The organism is Pseudomonas sp. HMSC066A08, from assembly GCF_001813025.1.
GTDB classification, from domain to species: domain Bacteria; phylum Pseudomonadota; class Gammaproteobacteria; order Pseudomonadales; family Pseudomonadaceae; genus Pseudomonas; species Pseudomonas aeruginosa.
This window is the reverse complement of the sequence record NZ_KV811371.1, coordinates 398,610-420,797: the sequence shown is the minus strand read 5'-3', so window position 1 is coordinate 420,797 and position 22,188 is coordinate 398,610. Positions and strand designations below refer to the sequence as shown.

19 protein-coding genes and 1 pseudogene are annotated in these 22,188 nt (G+C 68.6%); 13 read left to right on the top strand and 7 right to left on the bottom strand.

Annotated elements, in window-relative coordinates; genetic code table 11:
* Positions 1-14 precede the first annotated feature (14 nt).
* From HMPREF2886_RS30485 to HMPREF2886_RS30465, 5 genes are all read left to right on the top strand, one after another.
* Positions 15-1,526: a purine-cytosine permease family protein gene (locus tag HMPREF2886_RS30485; protein ID WP_003087019.1), complete on the top strand. Its 1,512-nt coding sequence runs from the start codon at positions 15-17 to the stop codon at positions 1,524-1,526.
* Positions 1,527-1,619: 93 nt separating this feature from the next.
* The gene (locus tag HMPREF2886_RS30480) at positions 1,620-3,011 is read left to right on the top strand and encodes a sodium:solute symporter family protein (protein ID WP_033972803.1); all 1,392 of its coding nucleotides are present in this window, start codon (positions 1,620-1,622) and stop codon (positions 3,009-3,011) included.
* A 75-nt stretch (positions 3,012-3,086) separates the two neighbouring features.
* The gene (locus tag HMPREF2886_RS30475; RefSeq protein WP_070748986.1) at positions 3,087-4,688 is read left to right on the top strand and encodes a 5-guanidino-2-oxopentanoate decarboxylase; all 1,602 of its coding nucleotides are present in this window, start codon (positions 3,087-3,089) and stop codon (positions 4,686-4,688) included.
* 13 nt (positions 4,689-4,701) lie between these two features.
* Positions 4,702-6,084 carry an FAD-binding oxidoreductase gene (locus tag HMPREF2886_RS30470; RefSeq protein WP_070748984.1) on the top strand — a complete coding sequence of 461 codons (1,383 nt, stop codon included), beginning with the start codon at positions 4,702-4,704 and terminating at the stop codon, positions 6,082-6,084.
* 44 nt (positions 6,085-6,128) lie between these two features.
* Positions 6,129-6,857: an MBL fold metallo-hydrolase gene (locus tag HMPREF2886_RS30465; protein ID WP_033972806.1), complete on the top strand. Its 729-nt coding sequence runs from the start codon at positions 6,129-6,131 to the stop codon at positions 6,855-6,857.
* Between the two features lie 60 nt (positions 6,858-6,917).
* On the opposite strand, the gene HMPREF2886_RS35130 is transcribed toward HMPREF2886_RS30465, so the two are convergent.
* Positions 6,918-7,052, bottom strand: a complete 135-nt coding sequence (locus HMPREF2886_RS35130; protein ID WP_003087006.1) for a PA1414 family protein — start codon at positions 7,050-7,052, stop codon at positions 6,918-6,920.
* A gap of 154 nt (positions 7,053-7,206) precedes the next feature.
* Complete coding sequence (locus tag HMPREF2886_RS30460; protein WP_003087005.1) at positions 7,207-8,079, bottom strand: putrescine utilization regulator PtrR; 873 nt, start codon at positions 8,077-8,079, stop codon at positions 7,207-7,209.
* Between the two features lie 104 nt (positions 8,080-8,183).
* Here HMPREF2886_RS30460 and HMPREF2886_RS30455 point away from each other — a divergent pair, with 104 nt between their 5' ends.
* Positions 8,184-9,377, top strand: a complete 1,194-nt coding sequence (locus HMPREF2886_RS30455) for an MFS transporter (RefSeq protein ID WP_058017814.1) — start codon at positions 8,184-8,186, stop codon at positions 9,375-9,377.
* Here the strand turns inward: HMPREF2886_RS30455 and HMPREF2886_RS30450 are convergent.
* The 3 genes from HMPREF2886_RS30450 to aphA all read right to left on the bottom strand — a co-directional run bounded on the left by HMPREF2886_RS30450 (position 9,337) and on the right by aphA (position 12,608).
* Positions 9,337-10,248 carry a DMT family transporter gene (locus tag HMPREF2886_RS30450; RefSeq protein ID WP_033972808.1) on the bottom strand — a complete coding sequence of 304 codons (912 nt, stop codon included), beginning with the start codon at positions 10,246-10,248 and terminating at the stop codon, positions 9,337-9,339. The genes HMPREF2886_RS30455 and HMPREF2886_RS30450 overlap by 41 nt on opposite strands.
* 217 nt (positions 10,249-10,465) lie before the next feature.
* Positions 10,466-11,557: an extracellular solute-binding protein gene (locus tag HMPREF2886_RS30445; protein WP_058017815.1), complete on the bottom strand. Its 1,092-nt coding sequence runs from the start codon at positions 11,555-11,557 to the stop codon at positions 10,466-10,468.
* Between the two features lie 10 nt (positions 11,558-11,567).
* Positions 11,568-12,608 carry an acetylpolyamine amidohydrolase AphA gene (gene aphA / locus HMPREF2886_RS30440; RefSeq protein WP_033972811.1) on the bottom strand — a complete coding sequence of 347 codons (1,041 nt, stop codon included), beginning with the start codon at positions 12,606-12,608 and terminating at the stop codon, positions 11,568-11,570.
* A gap of 209 nt (positions 12,609-12,817) precedes the next feature.
* Here aphA and HMPREF2886_RS30435 point away from each other — a divergent pair, with 209 nt between their 5' ends.
* The 3 genes from HMPREF2886_RS30435 (at position 12,818) to HMPREF2886_RS30425 (ending at position 17,043) form a co-directional block, all read left to right on the top strand.
* On the top strand, positions 12,818-15,241 hold the full coding sequence (locus HMPREF2886_RS30435; protein ID WP_070748982.1) for a mechanosensitive ion channel family protein: 2,424 nt from the start codon (positions 12,818-12,820) through the stop codon (positions 15,239-15,241).
* 66 nt (positions 15,242-15,307) lie between these two features.
* Positions 15,308-16,249, top strand: coding sequence for a class I SAM-dependent methyltransferase (locus HMPREF2886_RS30430; protein WP_070748980.1), 942 nt, complete (start codon positions 15,308-15,310; stop codon positions 16,247-16,249).
* Between the two features lie 35 nt (positions 16,250-16,284).
* Positions 16,285-17,043, top strand: a complete 759-nt coding sequence (locus HMPREF2886_RS30425) for a nucleotidyltransferase domain-containing protein (protein ID WP_058017816.1) — start codon at positions 16,285-16,287, stop codon at positions 17,041-17,043.
* A gap of 19 nt (positions 17,044-17,062) precedes the next feature.
* Here the strand turns inward: HMPREF2886_RS30425 and HMPREF2886_RS30420 are convergent, their stop codons facing one another.
* Positions 17,063-19,018: a DEAD/DEAH box helicase gene (locus HMPREF2886_RS30420; protein WP_070748978.1), complete on the bottom strand. Its 1,956-nt coding sequence runs from the start codon at positions 19,016-19,018 to the stop codon at positions 17,063-17,065.
* Between the two features lie 170 nt (positions 19,019-19,188).
* On the opposite strand from HMPREF2886_RS30420, the gene HMPREF2886_RS30415 reads away from it, so the two are divergent.
* Positions 19,189-19,416: a hypothetical protein gene (locus HMPREF2886_RS30415; protein WP_003082927.1), complete on the top strand. Its 228-nt coding sequence runs from the start codon at positions 19,189-19,191 to the stop codon at positions 19,414-19,416.
* A 131-nt stretch (positions 19,417-19,547) separates the two neighbouring features.
* Here the strand turns inward: HMPREF2886_RS30415 and HMPREF2886_RS30410 are convergent, their stop codons facing one another.
* Positions 19,548-20,180, bottom strand: a complete 633-nt coding sequence (locus HMPREF2886_RS30410; protein WP_003159910.1) for a TetR/AcrR family transcriptional regulator — start codon at positions 20,178-20,180, stop codon at positions 19,548-19,550.
* A gap of 92 nt (positions 20,181-20,272) precedes the next feature.
* Here HMPREF2886_RS30410 and HMPREF2886_RS30405 point away from each other — a divergent pair, with 92 nt between their 5' ends.
* The 3 genes and pseudogenes from HMPREF2886_RS30405 (at position 20,273) to HMPREF2886_RS30395 (ending at position 22,132) form a co-directional block, all read left to right on the top strand.
* Entirely contained in the window at positions 20,273-20,938 is a 666-nt protein-coding gene (locus tag HMPREF2886_RS30405) for an O-methyltransferase (RefSeq protein WP_033976209.1), read from the top strand.
* A gap of 156 nt (positions 20,939-21,094) precedes the next feature.
* On the top strand, positions 21,095-21,736 hold the full coding sequence (locus tag HMPREF2886_RS30400; protein WP_039028065.1) for a hypothetical protein: 642 nt from the start codon (positions 21,095-21,097) through the stop codon (positions 21,734-21,736).
* A 34-nt stretch (positions 21,737-21,770) separates the two neighbouring features.
* Positions 21,771-22,132: pseudogene (locus tag HMPREF2886_RS30395) on the top strand (ester cyclase).
* The last annotated feature ends 56 nt before the right edge of the window (positions 22,133-22,188 follow it).

Sequence of the window (22,188 nt, the reverse complement as noted above, 5' to 3'; positions counted from 1 at the left end):
CCCGGGAGAACGTCATGGATAACAACAATAACCAACACGCAATCACACGCATCGAAACCTTCGGGGTCGAACAGATTCCCGACCACGAACGCAACGCCACGCCGGTCGATCTGTTCCGCATGATCTTCGGCGGCGCCAATACCTTCGCCACCGCCGTGCTCGGCAGCTTTCCGGTGCTCTTCGGGCTGTCCTTCCAGGCCGGGCTGTGGGCGATCCTGCTGGGCGTCACGCTGGGCGCGCTGATCCTCGCCCCGATGGGCCTGTTCGGCCCGCTCAACGGCACCAACAACGCGGTCTCCTCCGGCGCGCACTTCGGCGTGCACGGGCGCATCGTCGGCTCCTTCCTCTCGCTGCTGACCGCCATCGCCTTCTTCTCGCTTTCGGTGTGGAGTTCCGGCGATGCCCTGGTCGGCGGCGCCCGGCGCCTGGTCGGCCTGGAAGAGAGCGAACTGAACCTGGGCCTGGCCTACGGCCTGTTCGCCGTGCTGGTGCTGACCGTATGCATCTACGGCTTCCGCTTCATGCTGCTGGTCAACAGGATCGCCGTGTGGGCCGCCAGCCTGCTGTTCCTGCTCGGCCTGTTCGCCTTCGCCGGCCCCTTCGATGCCGCCTACGCCGGCAGCGTGCAGCTCGGCCAGCCAGGCTTCTGGGCCGCCTTCATCGGCGCCACCCTGCTGGCCATGAGCAACCCGATCTCCTTCGGCGCCTTCCTGGGCGACTGGGCCCGCTACATCCCGCGCCAGACCTCGCAGGCGCGGATCATGCTGGCGGTGATCGGCGCGCAGCTGGCGACCCTGGTTCCCTTCCTGTTCGGCCTCGCCACCGCGACCATCGTCGCCGTCCGCGCGCCGGACTACATCGCCGCCAACAACTACGTCGGCGGCCTGCTGGCCATCGCTCCCGGCTGGTTCTTCCTGCCGGTATGCCTGATCGCGGTGATCGGCGGCATGTCCACCGGCACCACTTCGCTGTACGGCACCGGGCTGGACATGTCCAGCGTGTTCCCGCGCCTGCTCTCGCGGGTGCAGGCCACGGTGCTGATCGGGGTCGCTTCGATCGGCTTCATCTTCGTCGGCCGCTTCGCCTTCAACCTGGTGCAGAGCGTCTCCACCTTCGCCGTGCTGATCGTCACCTGCACCACCCCGTGGATGGTGATCATGCTGATCGGCCTGCTGACCCGTCGCGGCTTCTACCGCCCGGACGACCTGCAGGTGTTCACCCGCGGCCAGCGCGGCGGCGCCTACTGGTTCGAGCACGGCTGGAACTGGCGTGGGATGGGCGCCTGGATTCCCAGCGCGGCAGCCGGCCTGGCCTTCGTCAACCTGCCGGGGCAATTCGTCGGTCCGCTCGGCGAACTGGCCGGCGGCATCGACCTCAGCCTGCCGGTCGCCCTCGGCCTGGCCGCCCTGCTCTACCTGGCACTGCTGCGCCTGTTCCCGGAACCGCCTTGCGTCTACGGCCCGCAAGGGCCGCGCTGGGTGCGCGCGCACGGCACGCGGAGGGCACCGGCGATAGCCACCGCCTGAGGCGGAGTACACACACGGCGGGACGCCAGCGTCCCGCGCTTCCGGCGCCTCGCCGGATACAACAATGACAATGAGAAACTTGGGAGACCTGATATGGCCCTCGACATATTCGTCGTTCTGATCTACGCCGCGGGCATGATCGCGCTGGGCTGGTACGGCATGCGCCGCGCCAAGACCCGCGACGACTACCTGGTGGCCGGCCGCAACCTCGGCCCCGGCTTCTACCTGGGAACCATGGCCGCCACCGTCCTCGGCGGCGCCTCCACCATCGGCACCGTGCGCCTGGGCTACGTCCATGGCATCTCCGGCTTCTGGCTGTGCGGCGCGATCGGCCTCGGTATCGTCGGCCTCAGCCTGTTCCTGGCCAAGCCTCTGCTGAAGCTGAAGATCTACACCGTCACCCAGGTCCTGGAGCGTCGCTACAACCCCGCCGCACGCCACGCCAGCGCCCTGATCATGCTGGTCTACGCACTGATGATCGGCGCCACCTCGACCATCGCCATCGGCACCGTCATGCAGGTCCTGTTCGGCCTGCCGTTCTGGGTCTCGATCCTGATCGGCGGCGGCGTCGTGGTGCTCTATTCCACCATCGGCGGCATGTGGTCGCTGACCCTGACCGACATCGTGCAGTTCCTGATCATGACCGTCGGCCTGGTGTTCCTGCTGATGCCACTGTCGATCAACGACGCCGGCGGCTGGGACGCCCTGGTAGCCAAGCTGCCGGCCAGCTACTTCGACTTCACCGCGATCGGCTGGGACACCATCGTCACCTACTTCCTGATCTACTTCTTCGGCATCTTCATCGGCCAGGACATCTGGCAGCGGGTGTTCACCGCCCGCAGCGAGACCGTGGCCAAGGTCGCCGGCTCCGCCGCCGGTATCTACTGCGTGCTCTACGGCATGGCCGGGGCGCTGATCGGGATGGCCGCCAAGGTCCTGCTGCCGGACCTGGAGAACGTCAACAACGCCTTCGCCAGCGTGGTCGAGCACAGCCTGCCGAACGGCATCCGCGGCCTGGTCATCGCCGCCGCCCTGGCAGCGCTGATGTCCACCGCCAGCGCCGGCTTGCTGGCGGCGTCCACCACCGTCACCCAGGACCTGCTGCCGCGCCTGCGCCGCGGCCGCGGCCAGTCCGACAACGGCGACGTGCACGAGAACCGCATCGCGACCCTGCTGCTGGGCCTGGTGGTGCTCGGCATCGCCCTGGTGGTCAGCGACGTGATCAGCGCCCTGACCGTGGCCTACAACCTGCTGGTAGGCGGCATGCTGATCCCGCTGATCGGCGCGATCTACTGGAAGCGCGCCACCACCGCCGGCGCCATCACCAGCATGACCCTGGGCTTCCTTACCGTGCTGGTGTTCATGATCAAGGACGGCCTCGACGCCAATACGCCGATCTACTACAGCCTGGCGGTCGGCCTGCTCAGCTTCGTCCTGGTCAGTCTGTTCTCGCGACGCCCGGCGAGTGTCGCCAGCGCCGCCTGAACCAGGCACAACCCCGACAGGCGAGGAACCTTCCCTCGCCTTTTCCATTCCCGAGAACATGAAAAAGGAACGGCCATGACCACCTGCGGCGAATTCCTCGTCAAGCAACTCGAAGCCTGGGGCGTCGAGACCGTCTTCGGCATCCCCGGCGTGCATACCGTAGAGCTCTATCGCGGCCTGCCCGGCAGCCGTATCCGCCATATCACCCCGCGCCACGAGCAGGGCGCCGGCTTCATGGCGGACGGCTACGCACGGGTCACCGGCAAGCCCGGCGTGTGCTTCATCATCACCGGCCCGGGGATGACCAACATCCTCACCGCCATGGCCCAGGCCTACGCCGACTCGATTCCGATGCTGGTGATCTCCAGCGTCAACGAACGCGCGCGCCTGGCCCACGGCAACGGCTACCTGCACGAGTTGCCGAACCAGCGCAACCTGGTGGGCAACGTCTGCGCCTTCAGCCATACCCTGATGAGCGCCGAGGAGCTGCCGGCGGTGCTCGCCCGCGCCTTCGCCGTGTTCGACGGCGAGCGGCCGCGGCCGGTGCACATCGAGCTGCCGCTCGACGTCATCACCGCTCCCGCCGAACACCTGGCCCTGCGCCCACGCACCGTCGCCAGCCGCCCGGCGCCGGCACTCGCGCCCTTGCGCGAGGCCGCGGCGCGCCTGCGCAACGCGAAGAAGCCACTGCTGCTGCTCGGCGGCGGCTGCGTCGAGGCCGCCGCCGAAGCGCGTGCCCTGGCCGCCGCGCTGGACGCGCCGACCGCCCTGACGATCAACGCCAAGGGCCTGCTACCGGCCGACCACCCGCTGCTGCTGGGCAGCAACCAGTCCTGCGTGCCGGTACGCGAGCTGGCCGCCGAGGCCGACGTGGTGCTGGCCATCGGCACCGAGCTGGGCGAAACCGACTACGACGTGGTGTTCGACGGCGGCTTCGCCCTCGATGGCGAGTTGATCCGTATCGACATCGACCCGCAGCAACTGATGCGCAACTACACGCCTAGCCTGGCCATCCACAGCGACGCCCGGCTGGCCATGCGCGTGCTGCTGGCCGAACTGCCGGGCGGCGAGGCCTCGCCGGACAGCCCCGGGGCCCGGCGCGCCGCCGCCGTGCGCCAGCGCCTGGCCGAAGACTTCGCCGGCTGGTCGCACTATCGCCAGCTGTTCGCCGCGATCCTCGCCGAGTGGCCGGACGCCCGCTTCGTCGGCGACTCGACCCAGACCGTCTACAGCGGCAACCACCTGGTCGATCTCGACGAGCCGCGCCGCTGGTTCAACGCCTCCACCGGCTACGGCACCCTCGGCTATGGCCTGCCCGCCGCCATCGGCGCCAAGCTCGGCGAGCCGGGACGCCCGGTGGTCAGCCTGATGGGCGATGGCGGCCTGCAGTTCACCCTGCCGGAACTGGCCAGCGCGGTGGAGGCCAAGGTCGGCATCGTCGTGCTGCTGTGGAACAACCACGGCTATGGCGAGATCAAGCGCTACATGGAGCGGCGCGAAATCACTCCGCTCGGGGTCGATATCTACACCCCGGACTTCCTCGCCATCGCCCGCGGCTTCGGCTGCGCCGCCGAACGCGCGCGCGATCTCGAGCACCTGCGCGAACTGCTGCGCGGCGCCCCGACGGACCGTCCGCTGATCGTCGAGGTGCTGCAAGCCGCGCCCTTCCATCCCTGACCCGGAGCCCGCCATGGACGATTCCGAACTCTACCGCTCCCTCTGCGAGATCCTCGGCGCCCGTGACGTGCGCGACAGGGCCGCGCTCGCCGGGCAAGACCCCGGCTACCATCCGCAGAACCTCGCCGGAAGCTTCCTGGTCCTGCCGGAAAGCACCGACCAGGTCGCCGCCGTGGTGCGTCTGTGCCGCCAGGCGGGACGCGCCCTGGTGCCCCAGGGCGGACTCACCGGCCTGGTCGGCGGCGGCGCCGCGCAAGCCGGCGACGTGCTGCTCTCGCTGCGCAGGCTGAACCGCATACATCGGCTGGATGCGGCCAGCCAGACCCTCGACCTCGACGCCGGCGTTACCCTCGAACAAGCCCAGGCGCTGGCCGCCGAGGCCGGACTCGACCCCGGCATCGATCTTGCCGCACGCGGCAGCGCCAGCGTCGGCGGGCTGGTCGCGACCAACGCCGGCGGCATCCGCGCCTTCCGCTTCGGCACCATGCGCCAGCGCGTGCTCGGCCTGGAAGCGGTACTCGCCGACGGCAGCGTCTACAGCGACCTGCGCGGGCTGCTGAAGAACACCACCGGCTACGACCTCAAGCAGTTGTTCGTCGGCGCCGAAGGCACCCTCGGCATCGTCACCCGTGCTGTACTGCGCCTGGAGCCGTTGCAGCGTCCCGGCGCCACCGCCCTGCTCGGCCTGCCCGACGTCGACGCGGCGATCACCATCGCCGCGCGCCTGCGCCGCGAACACGCCGAGCGCCTGTTCGCCTGCGAGATCCTCTGGCACGACTACCTGCAATGCACCGCCGCGCCCATGGGCGACAGCGCGCCGAGCCTGGCGCCCTGCCCACTCTACCTGCTGGTGGAACTGGCCGAGGACCGCCACCTGGATGCCGGCGAGGCGCTCACCGCCCTGCTGGAAGACTGCTTCGAGGAGGGGCTGGTGGAAGACGCCCTGCTCGCCGCCAACGAAACCCAGCGCCTGGCCATCTGGCGCCTGCGCGAAGACTCCGACGCGGCCATCCACGCCGGCGTCGACAGCCTGTCCTTCGACGTATCGCTGCCGGTGTCGGCCCTGGCCGGCTACGTCGAGCGCATCCGGCGGCGCCTGGACGACCTGGTGAAGGGCATGCAGGTCTTCCTCTTCGGCCATTTCCTCGACGGCAACCTGCACGTCATGCTCGCCGCCGACGTCCCGCTGCTGCCGCTGCACCAGGCGGTGGAGGAAATCCTCTACGGCGAGTTGGGCGAATGCGCTGGCGTGATCTCCGCCGAGCACGGCATCGGCCTGGAGAAGAAGGAAGCCCTGGGTCGCTACGCCGATCCGCTGAAGCTCGCGCTGATGGCGCAGATAAAGGAGCTGCTCGACCCCAGCGGGCTGTTCAACCCGGGCAAGGTCATACCCTGAACGCCTATCCTCCTGGGATAGCCTTCCCACCGACAGAGACCGCGATGAGAATCGTCAGCCGCGACCGCTGGTTCGAAACCCGGCACTTCTACAACGGCATCAGCCTGATCCACGAGCCCTACGTGCGCCCCTTCTATCGCTGCAACATGTGGCATGTCCAGGGCCGCGAGCGCGACGTGCTGGTGGACAGCGGCTCGGGCCTGGTCAGCCTGCGCGAGCAACTGCCCTGGCTCACCGAACGACCGCTGCTGGCGGTGGCCAGCCACACCCACTTCGACCATATCGCCGGCCACCACGAATTCGCCGAGCGCCTGGCGCATCCGGCCGAGGCGGAGATCCTCGCCGCGCCGGACAGCGACAACACCCTGGCGCGCGCCTATGTCGGCGACGAGATGTTCGAGGCGCACCCGGAGTGCCCGCTGTGCTACGCCGAGTACCGGGTGCGAGCGGCGCCGGCGACCCGACTGGTCGACGAAGGCGACGTGCTCGATCTCGGCGACCGCGTGCTGCAGGTACTGCACACGCCCGGGCACTCGCCGGGCGGCATCAGCCTGTGGGAAGCGGCGACACAGACGCTGTTTTCCGGCGACATCGTCTACGACGGTCCGCTAATCGAGGACGCCTATCATTCCAACCTCGACGACTATGCCGCCAGCCTCGCGCGTCTGCGCGAACTACCGGTGCGTACCGTGCACGGCGGGCATTTCGCGAGCTTTTCCGGGGAGCGCTTGCGGGAAATGATCGTCGCCTGGTTCAGGAACCACGATCGATAGGTCAAAACCGGGACTCTGGCCAGCGCCGCAGGCGGAGGCCAGAGCGTCGGGGGAACCGGCTCAGCGACGTTGCCGCGCGGCGAGGCGCCGGCGTTGCTCGTCGTTTTCCACCGGGATGGGTTGCATGCGCGGGGGCTCGATCAGGCCAAGGGCGACACCGAGTTGCCACGCCAGGTTTTGCAGCCAGAGTTTCATGACAGGCCCCTTGTCCAAGGGAAGGAGAATCGGGCGACCTGACAAGTCAGGCCGCCCTAGGAAAGAGTAGACCGGCGTCCCACTCTCCGCACGTTCCACTCCGTCCTTGGAAACAACTTTACTGCGGGAAACCGGCCCCGGACCCTGACCTGAATCAAGCCAACGCCGATTCCCGCCCTTGCAGAAGACCGATCCAGGCCTTCAGGTTGGCGCCGACCATGCCCTTGCGCCAGACCAGCCAGGTACTCGCCCGGGCGAACGGTTCGGCCAGCGCATGCACCGCCACCGACTCCCGCCCCGGCAGGCTTTGCAGCATCGACACTGGCATCAGCGCCACCCCGCCGCCGGCCACCACGCAGGCCAGCATGCTGTGGTAGGACTCGATCTCCATCACCCGGCCCATGCTCACCCGCGCGCTGGCGAACCAGGACTCCAGCAACAGGCGATAGGAGCAGCGCGGGCGGAAGGCGATCACCGCGCTGCCGGCCACATCCTCGGGACCGCGTACCGGCGGGTGGCCATTCTCGGTAACCAGCACCATGCGCTCCTCGAACATCGGCAGGCCCTCCAGACCGTCGAAGTCCAGCGGGCCGTCCACCAGCACGGCGTCCAGGCGCCCGCCCAGCAGCGACTCGACCAGCTCGCCGCTGGGCGCGGTCTGCAATTGCAGGTTCACCGCCGGATAGCGCCGGTGGTATTCCGCCAGGCGCGGCGGCAGGTGGATCGCCGCGGTGCTGTACATCGAGCCGAGGGCGAAGTCGCCCACCGGTTCGCCTCCCTGCACCGCCGCGCGCGCCTCCTCCTGCAGGGCGAACAGCCGCGCGGCATAGTCCAGCAGGACCTTGCCGGCCGGCGACAGTTGCAGGCGCTGGCGTTCGCGGAGGAACAGGTCGACGCCAAGCTGTTCCTCCAGTTGCCGCAGGCGCGTCGACAGGTTCGACGGTACCCGGTGCAGGCGCTCGGCGGCGCGGGCGATGGAGCCTTCCTCGGCGACCGCCTGGAAGATCCTCAACTGGCCGAACTCCACGATTGATTCTCCAAAACAGAACAAGTAATTCACGATTATTCATTTTTACAGAATCACCGCAAGGCCTAACCTGCTGCCATTCATCCCCCGGCAGGAATCCGCACATGTCCCGTGATTTTCTTCGTTCGCCGCTGCTCGGCCTGCTCGCCTGCCTGCTGGCGCTGGTGGTCGCCATGGGGGTCGGGCGCTTCTCCCTGACCCCGCAACTGCCGCACCTGATCCGCGAAGGCCAGCTCGACCTGACCGCCGCCGGCCTGCTGGCCGCCGCCAACTACCTCGGCTACCTGGTCGGCGCGCTGGACGCGCTGTTCGCCCGCGAAGCGCGGCAGGCGCGCTTACGCCTGCTGGTCGGGCTATGGGCCTGCTTCGGCCTGACCCTGGCCTCGGTCTGGGCCGAGGGCTTCTGGCCGCACGCGCTGCTGCGCTTCGGTCTTGGCGTGGCCAGCGCCTGGGTACTGATCATGGTCACCGCACTCAGCCAGCGCCTCGCCGCGGAAAGCGGTCGGGCCCGACTGGGTGCGCTGGTGTTCGCCGGCCCCGGCATCGGGGTGATGGTCACCGGCCTGCTGGCGGCATTGGGCAACGCCCTGGGACGGGACTCGGTGTTCATCTGGAAGCTCTTCGCCGACCTCGCGCTGATCCTGATCCTCATGCTCCTGCCGCTGCTGCCGCGCCCGACCGCACGCAGCGCCGGCCACGACGCGCCTGCCACGGCAAGCGAGAACGCCGGCCTCGGCCGCCTGACATGGGCCTACGGACTGGTCGGCCTCGGCTACATCATCCCGGCCACTTTTCTCTCGCAGATGGCCGCGGCGCGTTTCCACGGGCAATGGCAGGCCGATCTGTTCTGGCCTTGCTTCGGCCTGGCCTCGGCCACCGGGGTAGTGCTGATCAGCCTGCGCCGGCAGCGCCCGGACGGGACCCGCCGCTGGCTGGTCGGCGCGCTCTGGCTACAGGCCCTCGGCGTGCTCGCCTGCCTGCTGCCGGGGATCGCCGGGCTGGCCCTGGGGGTAGTGCTGACCGGCCTGCCATTCCTTGCCGGCATGCAACTGGTGATGCAATACGCCCGCGAACTGGCGCCGCATACGCCGCAGCGCAACGCCGGCCAACTGACCACCGGTTTCGCCCTCGGCCAATTGCTCGGCCCGCTGCTGGCGGCGCTCAGCACGCATTTCGCCGGCGGCCTGCAACCGGCGCTGGCGCTCGCCGGGCTCGGCCTGGTCTTCGCCGGCCTGCTGTTGCGCCGGCCGCACTCGCTCAACGTCGCAGCAGGCGTCGCAGCCACTGCTCGCCGCTGACCAGTGTGATGCCGGCGAGGACCAGCGCCGCGCCGGCGACGAAGTTCAGGCTCAGCGGCTCGCCCAGCAGCAATACGCCGAAGGTGACACCGAACAGGGGGGTCATGAAGGAGAAGATCGCCAGGTTGTTCGCCAGGTAGCGACGCAGCAGCCAGAACCAGCAGAAGTAGCTGGCGAACGACACCACCACGCCCTGGAACAGCACGCTGGCGGTGCTCGCCGGGGTCCAGCGGACCTCGCCGAACTGGCCGCTGAAAAGAGCGATCAGCAATAACCCGGCGCATGCCACGAACAATTGGTAGAACAGCGTCAGGCTTGGCGGTGCCTCGGACAGCCGGGTGCCGCGCACTGCCACCGTGGTCGCTCCCCAGGACATCCCGGCGAGCAGGCCGAAAGCGTCGCCGAGCAGCATCCGCCCATCCATTTCCGCCCACGACAGGCCTCCGCCGAAGGCCACCGCGATGCCGCCGAAGCACACCGCCACGCCCAGCCACTGCAAGGGCCGCAGGCGTTCGCTGGGAAGCAGGAAGTGCAGCCCGAGGGCAGAGAAGATCGGCGCGGTATAGAGGAACACCGACATGTGCGAAGCGGTGGTGTATTGCAGGCCGAGGGCGATGAACAGGAACTCCAGGGCGAACAGCGTGCCAGTCAGCAGGCCGGCGCCCAGGGTGCCCTGGCGCAAGCCCTCCCAGCCGCCGCGCCAGCACATCAGCAGGCCGACCAGGGCGGCGGCGATGCCGGAACGGATGGCCGCCTGCATCACCGGCGCGATGTCCGTCGCCGCCCACTTGATGGTCACCTGCTGGATGCCCCAGATCACGCAGAGCAACAGCATCGTCTGGAAGGCGAAGGCATCGGCGGACTTACGCATGGCGGACTCACAGGCAGGCATGGAAGGAAGCGGCCGCCAGCGGCGACCGTCGGGCAGCGCCATTATGGACAAGCCGGCGCGCCCGGTCGAAGCCTGGAAGCGACCTCCAGCGGGCCGTGGGCGGCGGTGCCGGCCTGCTTGCCTGGCCTGGGGGACGCGACGGATAGCGCCCTGTGGCGCTATCCGTCCTGCGAACCCGCCATCTGGCCGCGGCCGCTCACTTGCCGGTCTTGATCTTGCTCCAGGTCCGCGTGCGCAGCCGCTCCAGCTTCGGCGGCAGCATTTCCACCGAATACAGCCTGGCCTGCACTTCTTCCGGCGGGTAGACGTTCGGATTGTCGCGCAACTCCGCCGAAATCAAACCGTCCGCCGCCTTGTTCGGGTTGGCGTAGGCCACGTAGTCGGAGATCGGCGCCACCACCTCCGGGCGCAGCAGGTAGTCGAGGAAGGCGTGCGCCTGCTCGACGTTCTTCGCGTCGCGCGGAATCGCCAGCACGTCGAACCAGGCCGCGGCGCCCTCCTTCGGGATGCGGTACTCGATGCGTATGCCGTTCTTCGCTTCCCTGGCCCGGTTGGCCGCCTGCATCGCTCCGCCGGACCAGGCGATGGCCACGCAGACGTTGCCGTTGGCCAGGTCGCTGACGAACTTCGAGGAACTGAAGTAAGTGATGTACGGGCGCAGCTTCGCCAGGTGCTCCTCGGCTCGGCGGTAGTCTTCCGGCTGGTGGCTGTTGGGCGACAGGCCGAGATAGTGCAACACCTCGGGGATCACCTCGGTGGGCGAGTCGAGGAAGGCCACGCCGCACTGTTGCAGCTTCGCCAGGTTCTCCGGCTTGAACACCAGGTCCCAGGAGTCCAGCGGCGCATCGTCGCCGAGCGCCGCGCGGACCTTGTCGAGGTTGTAGGCGATGCCGTTGGTGCCCCACATGTAGGGCATCACGTAGCGGTTGCCGGGGTCCTTGCCGGCGAGCACCTTGAGCAGCGCCGGGTTGAGGTTCTTCCAGTTCGGTAGCTTGCTCTTGTCCAGCGGCTGGAACACCTCGGCCTTTAGGTAGTTGGGCAGGAAGCTGTCGCTGGGCACCACCAGGTCATAGCCGGAATGCCCGGACAGCAGCTTGGCCTCGAGCACCTCGTTGCTGTCGTAGACGTCGTACTTCGGCGCGATGCCGGTCTGCGCCTGGAAGTTCTTCAGGGTGTCCGGGGCGATGTAGTCGAACCAGTTGTAGATCCGTACTTCCGGCGCGGCCTGGACCAGCCCGGCGGAAACGGCCAGCGCGAGGCCGGCCAGCAGCTTGCGAGTCGATTGCATGCTTCGCTCCTCAGCGGGCCGCGCCTTCGTAGCCCTGCAGCACGTTGACCGCGTTGATGCCGATGGCTTCCACCGCATAGCCGCCCTCCATGATGAACAGGGTCGGCAGGCCCAGCCGGGCGATGCGCTCGCCCATCCGCAGGTAGTCCGGCGAATCCAGCTTGAACTGGGAGATCGGGTCTTCCTTGTAGGTGTCCACGCCAAGGGAAATCACCAGGGCATCCGGGGCGTAGCCGGCGATCCGCACGCAGGCGTCGTCGAGCGCCGCCGACCAGAGGTCCCAGCCGCTGCCATGGGCCAGCGGATAGTTGTGGTTGCAGCCCTCGCCGGCGCCTTCGCCGCGCTCGTCGGCGTAACCGAGGAAGTACGGGTATTCGACCCGCGGATCGCCATGGATCGAGGCGAACAGCACGTCGTCGCGGCGGTAGAAAATGTCCTGGGTGCCGTTGCCATGGTGATAGTCGACATCGAGGATCGCCACGCGCCGGGCACCCTGGTCGAGGAACGCCTGGGTGGCGATGGCGGCATTGTTGAGGAAGCAGTAGCCGCCCATGAAGTCGCCGCCGGCGTGATGGCCCGGCGGACGGCAAAGGGCGAAGGCGCTGCGGGCGCCCTGGCGCATATGCTCCTGGGCGGTCAGCGCGACCTGGGCGGAGCTGTAGATGGCCTGCCAGGTGCCGGCGGTGATCGGCGCCTCGGTGTCGAAGCTGTAGTAGCCCAGCTCGCCCATCAGCGCCGTGGGGATCGGCCCGTCGCGGCGCAGGCGGCGGCCGGGGAAGGTGGTGGATACCAGGTCGCCGCTATGGCCTTCGGCGGTCCAGCGGGCCCAGGCGCCCTGGAGGAAGTCCAGGTAGGCGCCGTCGTGGATGCGCAGCAGCGGCTCGCGGCCGAAATCCTTCGGCGCGATCACCTCGCCAAGGTTCTGCGACTTCACCCGGGCCAGCACGGTGTCGGCCCGGCTGGGCATTTCGAAACAGGGTTGCAGCTTGCCGTCGACCAGTTCCGACTGGCCGAAGTGCAGACGATGATCGTCGCTGTAGACGCTCAGCATGGAGAGACCTCGCAGGTTTCTTGTTCTTGGTGGAGGGATTCTGCCCAGCGCGCGGTCGCGGCAAAACGGCGGCGGCGGCCAAAAAGGGATCGATATGGCCAGAATCCATGTCCCTTTAGCGCCGCCTGGCGATTATCGACGCGGGGAATTACTCAGCGCCCGCGCCGGTCCATACTGCTTGAGCCAGTCAGGATCGAAAGGGGGATTCGATGAGGCGCGCCAGCCTGCATATGTTGCTCTGCCAGTTCGCCATGGCCCTGAGCCTGCTCCTGAGCCTGGGCAGCGAGGCCTGGGCCGCCAGGCCGGCTCCGCAGGCGGCCGTCGACCTGGAAGCGCCGCCCGCCCTGGCCGAGGACGCCAGCCTCGACCAGCTCAGTGCGCAACTCGATCTGGTCCGCCAGCGCGTCACCGCCGACGCCAGCGACGACCTCCTCGCCGAGTTGCGCCAGAGCGCGTTGCAGGTCCAGCGCCAGGCCGACGCCCTGCTCGCGCTGCGGGTCGCCGACATCGAGCGGCTCGACGACCAGTTGAAAGTGATCGGCCCGCCGCAGCCCGACGAGGCGGAAAGCCTCGCCGCCCAGCGCCAGACCCTGACCCGGCAGAAGAACGCCCTGCTCGACGACGAACGCCAGGCCACCCAGCTCGGCCAGTCGTCCCGCGACCTGGCGGCACAGATCGTCAACCTGCGCCGCAGCCTGTTCAATTCGCAGATCAGCAGCCGCGCGGCGACACCGTTCAGCCCGAGCTTCTGGTCGACCCTGATCCGTCCCACCGACGACGACCTGCGCCGGCTGGACAAGTTGAAGGCGGAGGCCCTGGCCGCCTTCGACAGCGCCATCGCGCCCGGACACCGCTGGGCCTTCGCCGGAACCCTGCTGGCTACCGTGCTGGTCTGGAGCTTCGGCCGCCGCCTGCTGGAGCGCATGCTTACCTGGGCGATGATCCGCTGGCTGCCGGAAGGCCGCCTGCGGCGCAGCGCCCTGGCCCTGGCGGTCGGGCTGGCGACCATCCTGACCATCGTCGGCGCGGTGTCGCTGATGCGCTGGGGCCTGGAAAGCAACGCCAGCCTGAGCCCCGACATGGCCAGCCTGACCGATCAACTGGTGAGCCTGGCGATCTTCTGCGCCTTCATCGCCGGCCTCGGCCGCGCCCTGCTGATGCTGCCGCGTCCGTCCTGGCGGCTACCGGCGATCCCGGACAGGATCGCCAGCGCCCTCGGCCCGTTCCCGGCGATCCTCGCGGTGGCGCTGATGCTGGTGGCCACCGAGGAACGGATCAACAGCGTCACCGGCACCAGCCTGGCCCTGACCGTCGCCCTCAACGGCCTGACCGCGCTGGTCACCGCGCTGATCTTCGCCGCCGCCCTGCTGCGCTACCACCATGTGCGGCGCAAGCACGACCTGGAGCGGCCAGGCGGGATCGCCGGGCTGATCCCCTTCGTCGCCTCGGTATGGATCGCGGCGATCCTCCTCGCCCTGTTCACCGGCTACCTGTCGCTGGCCTACTTCCTCACCGGCAAGCTGCTGTGGATCAGCGTGATCGCGGCCACCACCTACCTGCTGATCGCTTTCTTCGGCGACATCTGCGAAACCCTGCTCTCGCCCAAGCACCCCAGCGGCCTGGCGCTGGCCAATGCGCTCGGCCTGTCGCCGCGCCACCAGGCCCAGGCCGCCACCGTGCTGGCCGGGGTCGGCCGCACCCTGCTGTTGCTCACCGCGCTGCTGCTGGCCTTCCTTCCGGTCGGCTCGAGCCCCAGCGAACTGCTGCAGGGCTTCGCCCAACTGGGCGAAAGCAGCAAGACCCTGGGCAACCTGAACATCGTCCCGCAGGACATCCTGGTCGCCCTGCTGCTGTTCGTCGGCGGCCTGTTCGCCCTGCGCATCGTCAAGCGCTGGCTGAGCGAGCGGCTGCTGCCGGAAACCAACATGGACGCCGGCATGCGCGCCTCGCTGGTGACCCTGGTCGGCTACCTCGGCTTCGTGCTCCTGGCGATGCTGGTGATGTCCGCCCTGCGCATCAACCTGACCAGCCTGACCTGGGTGGTCAGCGCCCTCTCGGTGGGCATCGGCTTCGGCCTGCAGGCCATCGTGCAGAACTTCATTTCGGGCCTGATCCTGCTGACCGAGCGGCCGGTGAAGGTCGGCGACTGGGTCAGCCTGGGCGGGGTCGAGGGCGATATCCGACGGATCAACGTGCGCGCCACCGAGATCCAGATGGGCGACCGTTCCACGGTGATCGTGCCGAACTCGCAGTTCATCTCCCAGACCGTGCGCAACGTGACCATGGGCAATGCCCTCGGGGTAGTCGGGGTTAACCTGACCCTGCCGCTGGACACCGACGCGATGAAGGTCCGCGAACTGCTCCTGCAGGCCTTCGCCGAACACCCGGCGATCCTCGACGCGCCGGCGCCCTCGGTGACGTTCAAGGATCTCGCCAGCAACGGCCTGGTGCTCAACGCCAGCGGCTTCGTCAACAGCCCGCGTTCGGTGGCCGGCGCGCGCAGCGACCTGCTCTTTACTATCCTCGACCGCTTGCGCAGCGAAGGCATCGCGCTGTCCTCGCCGCAGAGCCTGCTGATGATCCAGGATGGCGGCCCGGTCAGCGCCGCACCTGCGCCCGCGACGCCCGATTGAAGCGAAGGGGCGGACTGGCCGTCACGCAACGGGTAGAATCCGCCCCTTTTTCAACGCCGAACCACCATGAATCGCGAAGCCCTCGATACCCTCCTCCAGCACCTGCTCGCCGCGCTGTCCCCGGCGCCGGCGGAGACCCGCCGTCTGTTCCATGGTCGCGGCCGCTGCTGGCCGGGCCTGGAACAATTGACCGCGGACTGGCTGCCGGGCGTCCTGCTGGTGACTCTGTTCAAGGAGCCGCAGCCGGAGGAACTGGAAGCCTTGCGCCGGACCCTGGGGCAACTGACCACGGCGCCGGCCTGGGCTGCGAGCCAGGGCCGGCACCTGGTCCTGCAGCACCGCTACCGCCCAGACAGCGCCTGCGAATGGCTGTCGGGCGAGCCGCTGGAAACCTGGGACATCGTGGAAAACGGACTGCGCTTCCGCCTCGACCTGGGACGCAACCAGAACACCGGGCTGTTCCTCGACATGCGCCTGGGCCGCCGCTGGGTGCAGGAGCAGGCCGCCGGCCGCCGCGTGCTCAACCTGTTCGCCTACACCTGCGGCTTCTCGGTGGCGGCCATTGCCGGCGGCGCCAGCCAGGTGGTCAACCTGGACATGGCCCGCGGCCCGCTCAACCGCGGCCGCGACAATCACCGCCTGAACGGCCACGACCTCGGCCGGGTGAGCTTCCTCGGCCACGAACTGTTCAAGTCCTGGGGCAAGCTGCGCAAGCTCGGCCCGTACGACCTGGTGATCGTCGATCCGCCGAGCTTCCAGAAAGGCAGCTTCGTCCTGACCCAGGACTACCGCAGGATCCTCCGCCGCCTGCCGGAACTGCTGGTGCCCGGCGGCACCCTGCTGGCCTGTATCAACGACCCGGCCATCGGCCCCGACTTCCTCCTCGAGGAAACCGCCCGCGAGGCGCCGTCGCTGCACTTCGCCGAACGCCTGGAGAATCCGCCGGAATTCCCCGATGCCGACCCCGCGGCGGGCCTCAAGGCGCTGCTGTTCCGCAACGCAGGCTGATCGACGCGCGGGCGGCGTGCCGCTAGGCTGTCGGCATGGACATGCCCGATGGATTCATCCCCCTGCCGCCGCGCGTCGAACCGCAGGCGGCCTTTCGCCCCCTGCTCGACGACCTGCGCCGGACCCTGGCCCGGCCTCCGTTCGAACGGGCCGTGCACAGCGTCTACCTGTACGGCAGCGTCGCCCGCGGCGAGGCCATCACGGGGCGCTCCGACCTCGACCTGACCCTGGTCCTGCGCGACCCGCCCAGCCCCGAACTGGCCGCGCAACTGGAAACCGCGCGCCTGGCATTGCAGGCGCGCCACCCGGAAGTGAGCAAGATCGATTTCGATATCGGCCACCTGGACCAGGCCCGCGATCCGGCCAACCGCGATAGCTGGGGCTATTGGCTCAAGCACCGCTGCCGCTGCCTGTGGGGCGAAGACCTGGCCAGCGCCCTGCCGCCCTTGCGTCCGGCAAAAGCCATCGCCCTGGCCCTCAACGGCGACTATGCGCAGGTGCTGGAAGACTCTGCGCGACGCCTGGAAAGCGCGTCCTCGGAGGAGGAGCGCCGCCGCCTGCAACGGGAAGCGGCGAAGAAGCTGATCCGCTCCAGCGACATCCTTCGCGGGGAGACGGAAAGCGTCTGGCCGGAGACCCTGGAGCATTACCTGGCGCTGTTTCGCGCACGGCACCCCGGACAGGCGCCGGCCCTGGAATATTTCAAAGCCGTGCTGGACGGCCAGGTCACCGACCCGGCGGTGTTCATCGAGCGCCTGCGCGCATTCAGCGCCTGGATGCAGCGCCAGGCGTAGCCCGCCGAGACAGTCGTCCTCAGCGTCGGGCCAACAGGGCCGTGGCGCCCTGCGCCTTGCGCGTGTACCAGAGCACCCGGCTGACGCCACGGGTGATCGCCACGTAGGCCAGGCGCAGGCTTTCGTCCTCCATGGCCTGGTCGTAGCTGTTGCGGAAGAAGCCCGATGCCGCGTACAGCGCGTTGCGCAACGGATGCTTCTCGCCCGGCAGGCAGTCGTCGACGACGATCGCCACTTCGGCCTGGAGGCCCTTGGCGCGATGGATGGTCATGCCCTTCACCGGCAGCGCGCGATCCAGCTCCGCCTGGATCGCCTGCAACGGCTCGTTGCGCCGGCTCAGCAACAGCACCGCGGTGCGCTCGCTGCTTTCGCGAGCGGCGGCGTGCTCGCACTGGGCGCGGATTTCCGCCAGTAGCTTCGGCAGTTGCGCACGCAGGTCGAAACGCGGCACCAGCTTCACGCCATGGTCGCCCGGCTGGATCGGGCGGAACGCGCGGCAGGTCTTGTCCTGCTTGAAACGCACCCCGGCCAGCACCTTCTCGCCGTCGCGAATGATCGGTTCGACGGAGCGGTAGTTGGTTTCCAGCACCAGCAGCGCGCTCTTGCGTCCCCGCCCACGCGACGGGAAGTGCCGGTCGAAGTCGATGAACAGCTCCGGCGAACTGCCGCGCCAGCCGTAGATCGACTGCCAGTCGTCGCCGATGGCCATCAGGCTCGGCGCCGTGCCCTGGGTCGCCAGGCGGCGGTGCAACGCCTGTAGCCAGAGGACGATCTGCGGCGAGACGTCCTGGAACTCGTCGATCAGCAGATGGGTGAACGGCGCCAGTGCCGTTTCCGCCAGGGCCCCGCCGGCCATCCGCTCGCCGAGCTGCTGGAACGCGGCGTCGAAGGTCATCAGGCCCTCCTCGCGCAACAGCGCCTGGAACCTCGCCCAGAACAGTGCCATGGCTTCGACGAAGATCTTCTCGCGCAGTCCGCACTCCAGCTTGCCGCTGTCCAGGCGTTCGACGCGCAGGCCCAGGCTCTCGGCGAACCCGGCCTGGGCATGGAAGGCTTCGTACAACGGCAGCGCCTGGAACTCGCCGGCCAGCTTGAACGGATCCAGCGGCGCCTTCGGCTGCCGCCGCGCACCCTCTTCCGGCTCCGCCGGCGGCGGCAGTTCCAGCAGCTTGTGGGTCTTGGCGCGGAACGCCGGGCTTTCCGCGTAGCACTGCTGGTAGGCCTGCTTCAGCAGGCGCTGCTGGGCCGGACGCAGGCGTCCGGCGGCAAGGGGGTTGTCCGGCTCGGCGGCGGGGTCGCGGTCGTCCAGTTGTTCGAACCAGCGCGGATTGCCGAGCACCTCGCGGGCCAGGCTGCCGAGCGCCGAATGGAAAGTGCGCACGCACTGCCGCGCCTGGGCCGCGTCGAACGGGTATTGCCAATGGGCGAGCACGCGCAGCAATTGTTCGCGCAACTGCGCGCAGGAGGCGTTGGTGAAGGAAATCACCGTCAGCCGCTGCGGCTCGACGCCCAGGTGGCAGAGCATGAACACCACCCGCAGGACCAGGGTGGTCGACTTGCCCGAGCCGGCGCCGGCGAAGATCCGCGCCAGCGGCTGGCGGCAGAGGATCATCGCCCACTGCTCCTCGGACGGTGGGCTGACCACGCCGAGCGACGCGGCCTGCGCCACCTGATCGCGCATGGCGCGCTCCCGGGATTCGTCGACCTTCAGCGCGGCAGCCGGATAGATTCCCTGCGGCGCGCCCCGCGAGGCGGCAGCGGGCTTGCGCGGAGTCCCCCGAACGGCGCCCTTCGCAGGCTTGCCGGCAACCTTGGCCGGGGCCTTCGCGGCGTTCTTCCTGGCGCGGGCCTTGGCCGGCTGCAACAAGGCTTCGCGAGCCTCGCGCTCGGCCTGCAGGTAGGCGGTGGTCCGCGGAAAACAACGCGCCAGGGCGCTGGAAAGCATCGACTTGTAGCGCCGTACGGCAGACAGCATCGGGGACCGGTCCAGACAAAGCATGTGGCTGAATCATAAGTGTTTTCCGCCCTCGGCCGACAGTCGGACGGGGACCGCCCATCGCGCCAGGGCAACCCTTGCGCGACCGCGCCGGTCTACCCTTCGGGCCGTGCCGGCCTGCCAACTCAGCGAAAACAAGGAGCCTACCCATGAGCGATTGGGCAATCACCTACAGCAAGGACGAAGCCACCGAGCGCCAAGTCCTGCCGTTCCCCCACAAGCCGAGCCCCGAAGAGGTCGCCGAGCACCTGCTGGAATGGGCCGAGGCCAACCTCAAGCCGGGCCACTACAGCACCGGCAAGCTGGAAAGCGACGAGCCGGCGGAACTGCTGCTGCGCCGCTTCGGCATCGTCGTCACCGGCATCGCCGAAGCCTGATCCCTCCCGCGGCCGGCGGGCGCCGGTCGCTTCCGCCGATACGCGCCTGCTCCACCAAGCCTACGAACGCGCCAGCCGCGCACCTGGGGCCGCTGGGCCAAGCGACGGTTTTGCTCCGGCCACACGGCACCTCAGCGCTCGCCAAGGGCAGCGAGATAGGCGCAGAGCATATCGGCCAGGGCCTCGGCGTAACGCTCGATCTCCGCCTCGCTGCGCGGCTGTTCGGAGAACTGCTTGCCGACCGCGCCGAGGGTGGTGGTGAGCAAGTCGCCGGCCAGGCTGCGCTCGGCCTCGGCGACCTCCGGCAAGGCCTCCCGGAGAAACGCCTGGAACACCCGCGCGCCCTCCGCCTTCACCTCCCGCGCCTCGTCGGCGTCGCGATACAGCGGCGCCGCGTCGCTCAGCGCCACGCGTATCGCCGCCTCTTCGCACTCCGAGCGCACGAATGCCAGCACCAGCCGGCGCAAGCGCGCCAGCGGCGGCCGGGCGGTGTCCTCGAGGATCTCGCCGAGCAGACGCGTGGTGCGCCGCCACTCGTCGCTTTGCAGGCGGAAGAGGATCGCCGCCTTGTTCGGGAAATACTGGTACAGCGAGCCGATGCTCACCCCGGCGCGCTCCGCCACCCGTGCGGTGGTGAAACGTTGCGCGCCTTCGCTGGCCAGAACCTGAACAGCCGCCTCCAGGATGCTCGCCACCAGTTCGCTGGAACGGGCCTGCTGCGGCTGCTTGCGCGAGGAAATACGCGGGTTTCGCTTGTCGCTCATGGAAGGCTCCGGAATGCGAATGGCGGAATGCGATGAATCCGTCGCATTCTAGGTCCACGCACTTACGCGCTCAAACATTCCCGGAACCATCCATGAATACCCTCACCAACGCCCCGCTCGCCGATCTCCTGCAACGCCTGTTCGCCGAAGCCGAAGCCAGCGCACCGGGCGACAGTCCCGCCCTCGCCGACCTCTCTGAGGCCGAGCTGAAGCGCCTCATGGGCAGCAAGACCGAATACCGCGAGTTCTACGGCCGCCTGAAGGATCTGGCGCTGCCCGTCTCCCGCGAAACCGGCAGCCTGCTCTACATGCTGGCGCGCAGCAGCTCGGCGCGCAGCATCGTCGAGTTCGGCACGTCCTTCGGTCTGTCCACCCTGCACCTCGCCGCGGCGCTGCGGGACAACGGCGGTGGCCGCCTGATCGGCAGCGAGTTCGAACCCTCCAAGGCGGAGCGGGCACGGCGCAACCTGGCCGCCGGAGGGCTGCTCGACCTGGTGGAACTGCGCGAGGGCGACGCCCTGCAAACCCTCGCCAAGGACCTGCCGGACACCATCGACCTGGTCCTGCTGGACGGCGCCAAGGCGCTCTACCCGGAGGTCCTCGCCCTGCTGGAAAGCCGCCTGCGCCCCGGCGCGCTGGTTATCGCCGACAACGCCGAGCATAGTCCCGAGTACCTGGCCCATGTCCGCTCGCCGGCCAACGGCTACCTGTCGACGCCCTTCGCCGAGGATGTCGAGCTGTCCATGCGCCTGGGCTGAGGAAAAAGCCGACACAGGCACTCCGCCACGGCGCGCGTGGCCCGGCCAGCGGCGGCCGCGAGCGCCGCCGCCCGAACGGCCACGCAGCGTCCCGGCGATTGCCTGGCCGGGGGCGGCCTCGCTACCCTCGGACGCGTTTTTGCCCGAGGGAAAGCCATGGAAAAGTACACGCCGATACCGTTCAAGCCGCTGTTCAACGATCTCTGGGTGTTCTTCCTCTACGGCTTGATCTCCTCGTTCTTCCTCGGCAGCTACTCCAGCCAGGGCGCCTCGCGGGAAGACCTCCAGGCGATCATCTTCGAGCCCTTCTCCATCCGCGCCTTCCTGATCATCTCCACCAGCGGCTTCCTGCTGGTCTGCCTGGCCGCCTGCCTGCTCGGCCTGGACGAAGGCAGGGCTGCGGCCAACTGGGCGATGCGCAAGCTGCTGGTGCCGATCAGCGAGGTCGGCCTGTCCGCCGGTTTCATCATCCTCGGCATGTCCGCCGGGATCATGGCCTACTTCCTAATCCCGGGCGCAGCCCTGGAAGGCGCCCGCGAGATCGTCGCGGTCAACGCCCGGATCGCCGCCCTGGTGGCCTTCGTGGTGGTCCCGCTGTACTGGATGCAGCGCTCCCTGTTCGCCACCGAGCGTCGCCAGCGCCTGCTCCTGACCCTCATCGTGCTCGCCTACCTGGCGCTGATCCATACCGCCCTTTGGTTCGTCGAGCCGCTGCGGTTCTGGATCGTCAGTCTGGTCGCCGGCGGCCTCCTGCTGCTCGCCTGGAGCCTGGCCCGACGCGCGGCGCGGGTCAGCTAGGGTCGGGATTCTTTCGCTGGCGAAGGAGGCCCGCATGACCCGCGACGAACTGGCCGAACGCTACCGAGCCTACCTCGACTGCCTAAACCGCCAGGATTGGCCGCGTCTGGCCGACTTCGTCCACAACCGGATGCACTACAACGACGTACAGATAGGACTGGAAGCTACCGGCGCATGCTCGAGGGCGGTTTCCTGGCGACCGCCGACCTGCGCTTCGAGATCGAGCGCCTGCTCGCCTGCCGCCTGCGCTTCGACTGCACGCCCGGCGGCCAGCTGTTCGGCATCCCGGTCAACGGCCAGCGGGTGCGCTTCGCCGAGAACGTCTTCTATGAATTCGAAGACGGCCACATCGCCGGAGTCTGGTCGGTGATAGACAAGGCGGCGATCGCCGCGTAGGTGTGAGATCGATAGTTTTTCATTCAACAGATAACGGCTCGCGCAAAACCGATAGG